Origin of the sequence: Pedobacter sp. HMWF019, from assembly GCF_003061025.1 — a bacterium.
Lineage (GTDB): Bacteria > Bacteroidota > Bacteroidia > Sphingobacteriales > Sphingobacteriaceae > Pedobacter.
Genome location: NZ_QAIL01000157.1, coordinates 1 through 10963, shown reverse-complemented (window position 1 = coordinate 10963; position 10963 = coordinate 1). Strand labels below are relative to the sequence as shown.

The 10963-nt window shown below is 39.3% G+C and carries 9 protein-coding genes; 5 read left to right on the top strand and 4 right to left on the bottom strand.

Annotated features, from left to right (window positions below):
• Positions 1 to 209: TetR/AcrR family transcriptional regulator (locus tag DBR11_RS10160; protein WP_199233807.1), on the bottom strand; the 209-nt coding region annotated here is incomplete at its 3' end.
• A gap of 386 nt (positions 210 to 595) precedes the next feature.
• Between DBR11_RS10160 and guaB the strand changes: the two genes are divergently transcribed.
• A complete protein-coding gene (gene guaB / locus DBR11_RS10155; RefSeq protein WP_108552218.1) occupies positions 596 to 2065 on the top strand; it encodes an IMP dehydrogenase in 1470 nt (489 codons plus the stop codon).
• Positions 2066 to 2116: 51 nt separating this feature from the next.
• Here guaB and DBR11_RS10150 read toward each other — a convergent pair whose 3' ends face one another.
• Both DBR11_RS10150 and DBR11_RS10145 read right to left on the bottom strand, forming a co-directional pair.
• Positions 2117 to 2818, bottom strand: coding sequence for a LytTR family DNA-binding domain-containing protein (locus DBR11_RS10150; RefSeq protein ID WP_108552216.1), 702 nt, complete (start codon positions 2816 to 2818; stop codon positions 2117 to 2119).
• Positions 2815 to 3927, bottom strand: coding sequence for a sensor histidine kinase (locus DBR11_RS10145; protein WP_108552214.1), 1113 nt, complete (start codon positions 3925 to 3927; stop codon positions 2815 to 2817). Before DBR11_RS10145 ends, DBR11_RS10150 begins: the two co-directional genes overlap by 4 nt.
• 181 nt (positions 3928 to 4108) lie before the next feature.
• Here DBR11_RS10145 and DBR11_RS10140 point away from each other — a divergent pair, with 181 nt between their 5' ends.
• From DBR11_RS10140 to DBR11_RS10125, 4 genes are all read left to right on the top strand, one after another.
• On the top strand, positions 4109 to 4900 hold the full coding sequence (locus DBR11_RS10140; RefSeq protein WP_108552212.1) for a CPBP family intramembrane glutamic endopeptidase: 792 nt from the start codon (positions 4109 to 4111) through the stop codon (positions 4898 to 4900).
• Between the two features lie 57 nt (positions 4901 to 4957).
• The gene (locus DBR11_RS10135) at positions 4958 to 6361 is read left to right on the top strand and encodes an MFS transporter (RefSeq protein ID WP_108552210.1); all 1404 of its coding nucleotides are present in this window, start codon (positions 4958 to 4960) and stop codon (positions 6359 to 6361) included.
• Between the two features lie 72 nt (positions 6362 to 6433).
• Complete coding sequence (locus DBR11_RS10130) at positions 6434 to 8251, top strand: mechanosensitive ion channel family protein (RefSeq protein WP_108552208.1); 1818 nt, start codon at positions 6434 to 6436, stop codon at positions 8249 to 8251.
• Positions 8252 to 8289: 38 nt separating this feature from the next.
• Complete coding sequence (locus DBR11_RS10125; protein ID WP_108552206.1) at positions 8290 to 10473, top strand: alpha-galactosidase; 2184 nt, start codon at positions 8290 to 8292, stop codon at positions 10471 to 10473.
• 12 nt (positions 10474 to 10485) lie between these two features.
• Here the strand turns inward: DBR11_RS10125 and DBR11_RS10120 are convergent, their stop codons facing one another.
• A complete protein-coding gene (locus tag DBR11_RS10120) occupies positions 10486 to 10791 on the bottom strand; it encodes a rhodanese-like domain-containing protein (protein ID WP_199233806.1) in 306 nt (101 codons plus the stop codon).
• Between the last annotated feature and the right edge of the window lie 172 nt (positions 10792 to 10963).

Sequence of the window (10963 nt, the reverse complement as noted above, 5' to 3'; positions counted from 1 at the left end):
TTTTTATTGAAGGATAGCCAATAGTCTTTTTGGACCACATAGGTTTCAATTAAGGTGTCCACATTTCCAAAGTATCTGTAAATTAATTTTTTATCTACTCCCGCCTCGCGGGCTATGGCATTGACGCCCAAGCCATGATAACCCTTTGATCTGATAATTGCTCCAACACTTGATATTAATTTCTGCTTAGTCTGCTCCTTGTCTTTCATATTTGCCTGCAATATAGATTGTTAAATTCCTTGTTTACATTTGTGTGTCTCAAAAATATAATTTTTAGCGTAAAATAAGGCAGATGCGCAAGGGGGGGAGCACAAATAAAAAAAGCCTTCCAGACCTGGAAAGCTTTAGTTGAGCAGCATAAATTTAAGGGACATTTTCCTATTAACAACATTTGATTTGCACTAATAAATCAAATAGTTGCCCTTATGTCTGCAATAGTAAAACAAAGAAATCTTCAAAGTGGTGACATGGTTGTTTTTTTTAATTCAATTGTAAACTTTTCATCAAAACGATCTATATTCATATTGCTATTGCAGAATAGCAGATATAATCGTATTTTTGCCCGGCAAATAGTAACTCTTAATAATTATTTGCTATGCAACTCGATCCCCAAAAATTTGTAGCTGAAGGACTAACTTACGACGACGTATTATTAGTACCCGCATATTCTGAAGTTTTGCCACGCGATGTGGATACCGGAACTTACCTTACCAAAAAAATACGTTTAAATGTTCCTGTCGTTTCTGCAGCGATGGATACCGTTACTGAGGCAGGACTGGCTATTGCCATTGCCCAGGCAGGTGGAATTGGCATGCTTCATAAGAATATGAGCATAGAACGTCAGGCCGAAGAGGTTAGAAAGGTAAAGCGTTCTGAAAGTGGAATGATCCAGGATCCCATCACCCTTCGTAAAGATGCTACGGTGGCAGACGCTTTTCAAATTATGAAGGAATTCAAGATCGGAGGTATTCCGGTGATCGATGCAGATAATAAATTGGTGGGTATTATTACCAACAGAGATTTGCGTTTCCAAAAAGATATGAACCGTCCTGTTGCAGAGGTGATGACCCGTGAAAATCTGATAACAGCAGCAGAAGGAACGACCTTATTGCAGGCAGAAGAGATTTTGCAGGATTATAAAATTGAAAAGCTTCCGGTAATCAGTAAAGATGGCCATCTGGCAGGTTTAATTACTTTTAAAGATATCCAGAAATATAAAAACTATCCTAAAGCTTGTAAAGATGAAAAAGGCCGTTTACGCGTAGGCGCGGCAGTGGGGGTAGCAGCAGATAACATTGATCGCGTAGCTGCATTGGTTCAAGCTGGTGTAGATGTTGTTACTGTTGATACTGCTCATGGACATTCCAAAGGAGTAATTGATATGGTTATTGCCATCAAACAAAGATTCCCGGATTTACAGGTCATTGCCGGAAATATAGCAACAGCCGATGCAGCAAGAGCTTTAGCTGCTGCGGGTGCAGATGCTGTAAAAGTGGGCATTGGACCTGGTTCTATCTGTACCACAAGAATTATTGCCGGTGTAGGTGTTCCTCAACTTTATGCTGTTTTCGAATGTGCACAGGCCCTGATTGGTACAGGAATTCCGGTTATTGCTGATGGTGGGATTAAGCAAACCGGTGATATTGTTAAAGCTATTGCAGCCGGAGCAAGCTCTATTATGGCAGGTTCTTTATTTGCAGGTGTAGAGGAATCGCCAGGTGAAACTATTATCTATGAAGGACGTAAATTCAAATCTTACCGTGGAATGGGTTCTGTAGAGGCCATGCAACAGGGATCTAAAGATCGTTATTTCCAGGATGAGGAAGATGTAGTGACCAAACTGGTGCCAGAAGGTATTGTTGGACGTGTTCCATATAAAGGAACCTTAGCAGAAGTTATTTACCAGTATGTAGGTGGATTGAGAGCTGGAATGCATTATTGCGGAGCAGCAACGATAGAAGATCTACAGAAAGCTAAATTTGTAAGAATTACTGCGGCAGGAATGAGAGAAAGCCATCCACATGATATTTCTATTACTAAGGAAGCTCCAAATTATTCGAGATAATTCATAAATTAAATAAGAGAACCCTTATTGGCTATAGTCAATAAGGGTTTTTTAAATACCCATGGTTTTCAAAAGTGCTGTTCTGTAGATCGATCCAATTGGAATATCTTCTTTATTGATCTCTACCATATTTCCTTTAACAGCATCAATTCTGGCCAGGTTAACCATGAAAGACCGATGGATCCGGACCAGCGAGGGATAACTGTTGTTCTCTTCAAAATCTTTTAAAGAAACACTGGCGAAAATCTCTTTTTGCTTTATCTTAAACCAGGTAAAATCCCCGTCTGCCCTGAGATATAAAATGTCCTGATAATCTACCTTGATCAGTTTGCCATTTGATTTGATAAACACATAGTGTGGTTGTTGGATCACCTCCTCCATGGCTTTTGGCTTGATCATTCTGGATCTTACTTTTTGAACTGCCTGTAAAAATCTCTTGTAAGTAATCGGTTTCAGCAAATAGTCTGCCGCGTTAAACTCGTATCCATCCAGTGCGTAATTGGTGTATGCCGTTGTAAATACCACTAATGGAGGGTTTGCAAGAGATTTCAAAAAATCGATTCCTGATAGTAAAGGCATTTGGATATCCAGAAACACAAGATCTATAGGAAATTCATGCAAGCCTTCATAAGCTTCTACTGGATGTATACAAGTCTTTACAAGTTGAAGCCCTTCAGTAGCTTGGATATGCTGGCTTAGAATATCTCTTGCAATCGGTTCATCATCAACAATCATACATTTGATTAAGCTCATAGTTCAAGGATTAAAGTTGTAACATATTGCGTTGCAGTAACCACTACTATATATTGGTGTTTGTTCGGGAAGTAAAGTTCCAGTCTCTTTTTTAGATTTTGTAATCCAATTCCGCCTTCACTCTGATCAAATGTATTGATTTCTGCAATGCTGTTGGTACATTTGAAAACCAGTTGTTTCTCTCCAAGTTGAAAATTTATTTCAATCAGAGCCCCGATTTGATCAGGACAAAACTTAAAAGCATTTTCTACTATCGGAATAAACAAGAGTGGTGGAACAAAAAAGATCAACTTATCCATATGGACCTGTAAATCAGTTTTTGTGAAATTTAAGCGCACCTTTTCCAGTTCAATATAGTCCTCTATGAGCTCAATCTCTCTTTGAATGGGCATTTTCTCCTGATCTGCTTCATATAAGGTATACCTCATGAATTCAGAAAGTTTGGCAATTAAAGCTGCTGATTTCTCTTTGTTGTCCTGTAGCACCAGGCCATATATGTTATTCAGTGTATTGAATAAAAAATGAGGGTTAATTTGTGCCTTTAGAAAATTGTATTCCAGTTGAATATTGTCCCTTGACATTTTCAAAGCCATGATGTTTTGCTTAAAAGTCTTTATCGCGTACCGAATGCCAAGAGGTACACTAACATTAAACAACAATCCGATAAGCACACCAAGACTCAATACCTTTTTGAAAATTATATTAGAGAAATCCAGGTGCAGGAATTCATAATAATCCGCATTGTATTTTTGCATGATTTGTTTGCAGGTACTACATGCAGAAAGTATATGCGTTTCCAGATAAGTGTCCAGTATCGTATAAGTAGTAAACACAAACAAAATGGCAAATAGTGTTGGTATGAGCTTTTTCTTTTTTAGGTAAAAGGGCATAATGAGGTAAACCAAAGTATAGTAGAAAATGACTAAACAGGCAACCGAAGCAAGGTTAAGCCATAAAATACTTTGTCTGGGCAAAACCCTGAACACATTAAAGGATATGGTTGTCAAATACCAGCGTAGAAACAGGAAACACAACCAAAACATCACGTGAGCAAGTATATGGTGTTTCCTGTTTTTGTATATCTGGTCCAGAATTACAGATGCGTTCATGGGACTAAATTCCTTTATTCTATTCAATAACGCTAAAATATACGACAAACTCCGATAAAATTCCTTTAAAGGTTCCTATTTCATCGTTGTTCTGAAAGTACTCAGCGGAAAAACAGGGGCTCTTGTCGGATTTATTTTTACGTCCATTTCCAAGCTGTTTTATTTGCTTTAAAAAAAGAAAATGAAACATCCACTTTTAAAAGTAGCCAGCTTCTTTATCGTTTTATGGACCGCTACATTTGCCATCACAACTTTTTATCCTGCTCTGAATAATCTGTTCTTTTACCTTTTAGTGTCGTTTGTCAGTTCCTGGTTATTGCTTCGTACGGAAGGTAAAACCTTGTCCTCTCTAAATTTCTATCCTCAAAAAAGAGAGCATTATTTACAGTTGCTTTTTGGATTTTTAGCTGGTGCAACACTATTGTTTGGTACTGCGGCGTTAACGAATAGACTAACTGGTCAGCACTGGGTATTGACTAAAGCCATTGATCCCATTCAGATTTTAATGGCTTTTTTCTCGTGTGCACTTTCTGTATTTGTACAGGAATTCACTTACAGAGGTTATCCATTCCAAACCTTGCTTAATAATTATGGAAAATGGGTGGCTCAGGCTATCGTTATTATTCCATTTGGAATCATGCATCTGCACTGGAATATGAGCATCGGAATGATGATCCTTATCATGCTCTCTACCGGCCTGGGTTCGATTCTATTTGGCGAGGCCTATATCAGAACCAAATATCTGTGTTTACCCATTGCACTTCATTTAGGCTGGAACTTTGCCCAGACATATCTTCCCCGACACATCAGTCAGAATGGGGCTGGTTTTCTGGAAGTAAAAGGAAGTGCTTTACAACCAGAGGATAGCTTATTCTTACTTCCGTATTTTCCAGTAGTCTTATCGGCCTATATACTTCTACATTTTATGAAGAAAAACTGGCTAAGCAGCTCCGTTGAGAATAAGGTCGGTTAAATCTAATAAACAAAGTATTTACTTGGTTTATTATAGCGAAGTGTTAGCTTTGCATACATGAAACCTGAGCAACAAGAAAAAGAAGGCTGGGCGGCTTTACTGTCTGGAAAAAATGGTTTAAAGTCTATTGCGCTGGCTGGTGGCGTGATGTTACATGCTACAGATGTATATCTGGCAACTACTATTATGCCTTCTGTGACTAAGGATATTGGCGGGTTGTCCTTCTATTCCTGGGCGACCACCATGTATGTCGTAGCAGCCATCATTGGATCTGTAGTTTCTTCTGTAACACTTGCAAAGATGGGCCCGAGAAAGTCATACAGATTGGCGATTGTTCTTTTTGCTATAGGTGCCCTGATTTGCGCAACAGCACCAGCAATGTATATACTTCTGGCTGGCCGTTTTATTCAGGGGCTAGGTGGTGGTCTGTTGGTGGCTTTATCTTATGCTATGATCAGTATTGTCTATGAAGAGCGTTTTTGGTCAAGAGCTATGGCTCTGGTTTCTGCAATGTGGGGTGTTTCCGCTTTCTTAGGTCCGTTTTTTGGAGGCATTTTTGCAGAATATAGCCATTGGCGGTATGCTTTTGTGACGCTGTTGATCATTGCCTTATCATTGATTGTGTTGACAGAGAATGTACTGCCAAAGAAGCAGAAAAACTTAAGCACCGCAACCATACCCTTTTATAAACTGCTGCTTATTCTGCTTGCAGCCCTGGCCATTTCTGCCGGGAGTGTTTCCGAACACCTTAGCCTAAATGTAGCCGGGGTAATTGTTGCCATGATTTTATTGGGCATGGTGATCAGAGGCGAAAAAAGTTCTTCCGAACGATTGCTCCCTACTGGTGCTTATAAAATTTCGACTTTACTCGGGGCAACGTATGCCGTGGTGGTTTTATTAACGCTTTCAGGAACTGTGGAGATTTACATTCCTTATTTCCTACAGTTGATTCACAATTTTTCGCCACTAAAGGCAGGTTATCTTACCGTATTGATTGCCCTGGGTTGGTCGCTTTGTTCCATTGCTTTTTCTGGTTTGAGTATCCGCTATGTAAAAATGGTCATTCTCACCGGACCTGTTCTGGTATTTTTAGGTTTGGCAGGGCTCTCCTGGGTGGTACCGGATGCGGCGAACGCTCATGGTGTAGGTTTTGTGCTGATGTGTCTGTTGCTGGTTTTTATAGGTGCGGGAATTGGTATGGGTTGGTCACATATTCTCACCCAGGTTTTATCCTCGGCACCAAAAGGTGAAGAAGAAAAAGCCTCAGCATCTATATCAACCGTACAGCTGTTAGGTACAACCTTCGGGTCAGCTATAGCAGGTTTGATTGCCAATTTTTCAGGAATTACAAATCCAGGGGGAGTAGCAGGCGCAGAACATGCGGCCAGCTGGCTTTTTGGAGCTTTTGCTTTAACGCCTGTACTGGCGTTGATCATTATACTCTGGAAATTTAAAAAATAGTATTTTCATGACATGTGGTTTAATATGTTAAATTTGAATAGAAAGCCTGTTCAATACTGAAAATATTCATCTATGTTTAACCGCAATCTCAAAGCTACCCTGTTATGTGTTGTTATCTCATTTCTAAACACAGTTACACTCTTCGCTCAAAACCCATCAGAGTCCTCTAAAAAGGATTCTCTTGTAGCCACTGAGGCGTTAATAGTCAAAGATCATCAGCAGCAGCAAATTGATTCGCTGGTTAAAATCCAGCTGGAAAAGGAATTGAAAACGGTAGTTGGCGATAAAAAGAAAACTTTAGAGCTGGAAAAGCAGTTGCGCGAGATTGCAAGTAAAGATTCTATCAGGAAAATAGAGCAGGTCAAAAAAATACAAGCCCTGAAAAAAGTAACCAAAGGTTTTCCTGTCGTATTGAAGCTGGATACCTTGTTCTATATCTATACTGGTATAGGGTCTTTTAATGCCCAGGAGCGTGCAGGATCTATCACCAAAAGGATCGAAAACCTTTACGAAGATCCTTTCTATAGTGCAGATTCTTTGGCGATCAACCAGAATGAAGAAACCTATGAACTCACCTATAAAAAAACGAATATTATTCTATCTGTAGCCAATACGGATGGGCTATGGCTCAATAAAACTAATGAAGCACTGGCCAAAGAATACCTTGGAAAAATAAAAGAGATCATAGCGAAAGAAAGAAAGGAATACAGCCTGATCAACTGGCTCAAAAGGATTGGCCTGGTATTATTGATCATCATATTCCTGTGGCTTGTTATTTATGGAATAAATCGTCTCTTCAGGAGATCTGCGGGACTGGTTTCTAAATATCGCTCTAAGTATGTCAATGGATTAAAATTAGGCACTATTAAGCTTTTTACGCCGCAACATCTGGAAAAAGTATTACTCCAGTTAAATAACGTTGTACGGATTATCGTAATCATTCTGCTGGTTTATCTATCCTTACCTTTGTTGTTCAGTATATTTCCTGAAACAGAACAATGGACGGGAACCTTGTTGCAGTGGATCCTTAGTCCGCTTTCCAAAGGTTTTAATGCCATTGTTAATTATTTACCAGATCTGGTTACTGTAATTGTGATTTATTATATTTTCAAATACGTTATCAGGGCAGTAAAATATTATTTCAATGAGATCAGGCGTGGTCATATTGTGATTAACGGATTTCATAAGGACTGGGCTATTCCAACATTCAATATCCTGAGAATTTTGCTTTATGCTTTTATGCTGGTAATTGTTTTTCCCTATTTGCCAGGCTCTAAATCTGCCGCATTTCAGGGAGTATCTGTCTTTCTTGGTATTTTAATATCGCTTGGGTCATCCAGTGCTATTACCAATATCGTTGCCGGATTGGTAATTACCTATATGCGCCCTTTTAAAGTAGGAGACAGGGTAAAGATAGGAGATGTGGTAGGAGATGTATTGGAGAAAACAATGCTGGTTACCCGTATTAAGACGATCAAAAATGAAGACATCACTGTGCCAAATTCTACAGTTCTTTCTTCCAGTACCATTAACTATTCAACCAATACTAAAGAGGGAGGGGAGGGCTTAATTTTAAATTATACAATGACGCTGGGTTATGATATTCCCTGGACAACCATTCATAAGCTGATGCTGGAGGCTGCAGATAGAACTGAAGATGTGTTGAAGGAACCTAAACCCTTTATTTTACAAACTGGACTTGATGATTTTTATGTTTCCTACCAGCTCAACACTTATATTAAAGAAGCCAACAAACAAGCCGTGATTTATAGCAATTTATATCGAAATACACTGGATGTATTTAACGATGCGGGCGTTGAAATTCTTTCTCCTCACTATAGAGCAGTTCGCGACGGAAATCCACCGGCTATGCCCTCTAATGAAAATTAATAAAAAATATTGAATGATTTAACTGGTTATTATTGCTGATGAAAAGAACATATCTTAACTACCTCATCTTTTGCCTGTCTGGTGTTTTTCAATTGCATTTTGAGGCAAATGCACAAAACAGAACAAAAGTGGATTGGATGCTGAATCCATCTATGTATAAGGCTACTATACAGGCTTCTGAAAACAAAAAGGATATTAGCCTGAATAACGGTCTGGTTAAAAGGACTTTTAGACTGGCACCTAATGTAACCTGTATCGATTTTCTGAATCTGATGAACGGGCAGCAGTTGCTCAGATCCGTTAAACCAGAAGGACGATTGACCATTAATGGCAAAGATTACACTATTGGTGGTTTGAAAGGTCAGAAAGAAAACGCCTATCTTTTACCTGAATGGCTGGATCAATTTCATCCCGGAGAAAATGATTTCAAATTTGTCAGTTATGACATTCTGCCAATTACACCCCAGCTCAATTGGAAAAGTAAATTCTGGGCCATGAATACTGCACAGGCTACCGGGAAAAGGATCTCTTTTCATTACAAACCTGGAGCCTCTGAACTTGCTGGTTTAGAGGTAACCGTAAATTATGAATTGTATGATGGTTTGCCATTAATTACAAAATCTCTGACTATCCTTAACCATGGAGATAAAACCTTCAAAATTAACCATGTAGTCAATGAAATACTGGGAATGGTTGAGGAACAAAGTGCCGTAGTGGGTAAGGTAGATCAAATGGCTAAACCACAAGGCATCTATTTTGAAACCAATTATGCATTTAATAATGCAATGAGGTACGATTTAAGTGATCAAACCACGCATTGGAAGGCAGACCCTGATTATACTTCGCAGGTGAATTACGATTACCAAACACCATGCTTACTAGAAATCTATCCTGATAAAGCACCTGGTATTGACCTCCATAAAGGGGAAACATTCAATTCTGTGCGTACATATGAGTTGCTTATGGATAGTTATGACAGAGAACGCCGAGGGCTTTCCATTCGTAAAATGTATAGCACCATTGCGCCTTGGACAACAGCAAATCCAATATTTATGCATTTGGTGAGCCGTACCGACGAAGAGGTGCGTACGGCGATAGATCAATGCGCAGCAACAGGTTATGAGGCTTTGATCCTGAGCTTCGGAAGTCATTGTGATATGGAGGATACCAGTTTATCTAACCTTAACCGCTGGAAGCAGCTGGCAGATTATGCGCATAGTAAAAAAATATTTATAGGCGGCTATTCTCTGTTTAGTTCCAGAAAGATCAGTGACCAGGACGACGTGATTGATCCGAAGACCGGTAAACCGGGAGGTGCCTTTTTTGGGAATGCACCTTGTTTTGGTAGCCAATGGGGTTTGGCTTACAGAGACAAGATTAAAAACTTTTATCAGCAAACGGGTTTCGATATCTGGGAAAACGACGGCCCCTATGCGGGAGACGTATGTGCTTCTACTACACATCCCGGACACAAAGGATTGGAAGATTCCCAATGGCAGCAAATCAACATTCAAAAAGAACTGTACCACTGGTTAAATGAAAGAGGTGTTTATATTAACGCTCCGGATTGGTATTTCCTCGATGGCACCCATAAAATTGCCATCGGATACCGGGAAGTAAATTTCTCCTTACCAAGAACGCACCAATTGATTTTAAACAGACAGAATATATTTGATGGTACCTGGGAAAAAACAGCCTCTATGAGCTGGGGATTTGTGCCACTGACCAAGTATCAGGGAGGTGGACCTGAAGCTGTTTTGGAGCCTTTAAAAGATCACCTTAAAGACTATGAGCAATTGATGGTTCAATATTATGGTGCAGGAGTACAGGCCTGCTACAGAGGACCGAGACTATATGATACTGAAGCAACGCGCCAAACCGTTGTGAAAGTGGTTGATTGGTATAAGAAATACCGAAATATCCTCAATTCAGAAATGATTCATTTGCGCCGGGCAGATGGGCGGGATTGGGATGGTATACTACATGTAAACCCCAGTCTAAAAACACGTGGAATGTTAATGCTTTATAATCCGCTGAAGGAAAGGATCACCAGGACAATTAAGATTCCTTTATATTATGCCGGTTTGACTGATCTAGCCATGGTAAAGGAGCAAGGCAGAGAAGCAAAACCATATAAACTTAACCGCAATTATGAGATAGAATATACCTGTGTTTTAGCACCGGAAAGTTATACCTGGGTGCAAATAGAGGACAAGAAATGAGGAAACAAAGGATTACTCAATTGGGTATCCTTTGTCAATCCAGTCTATTTTGATGTTATCTGGTAACTCCAATAATTTTATGTTAGTGAATTTTTCTGCACTCAGGAGGTTAAATGCAGGGCGGATGTTTGGACATTTGCCCATTGGACAACATCCACAATAAATAACGATTGTTTGTTTCTTAGGTAAATCTTTAAGTGTTTTTCTGAATTTTTCAAGGTTTTCGGGTTTGCTTGCCCCACCAATATTCACCGCCCCTTTTATGTTTTCAACAACACCAATATTATAAATTTTTACATTTTCCTTTCTGTTGATCATATCTGCAAGCTTTTCGGGCTTGAGCAGTTGATCGTCCGTCCAGGGATTGTTTTGTATAGAAGATTTAGCAGTTTGTGCGTTAGAAATAAGTGAAACTGATAACAGAGAGAGTAAAATGAGGATAGTCTTTATCGAAAATAATCTAATCATATCTAATGGTATTGTTCATTTT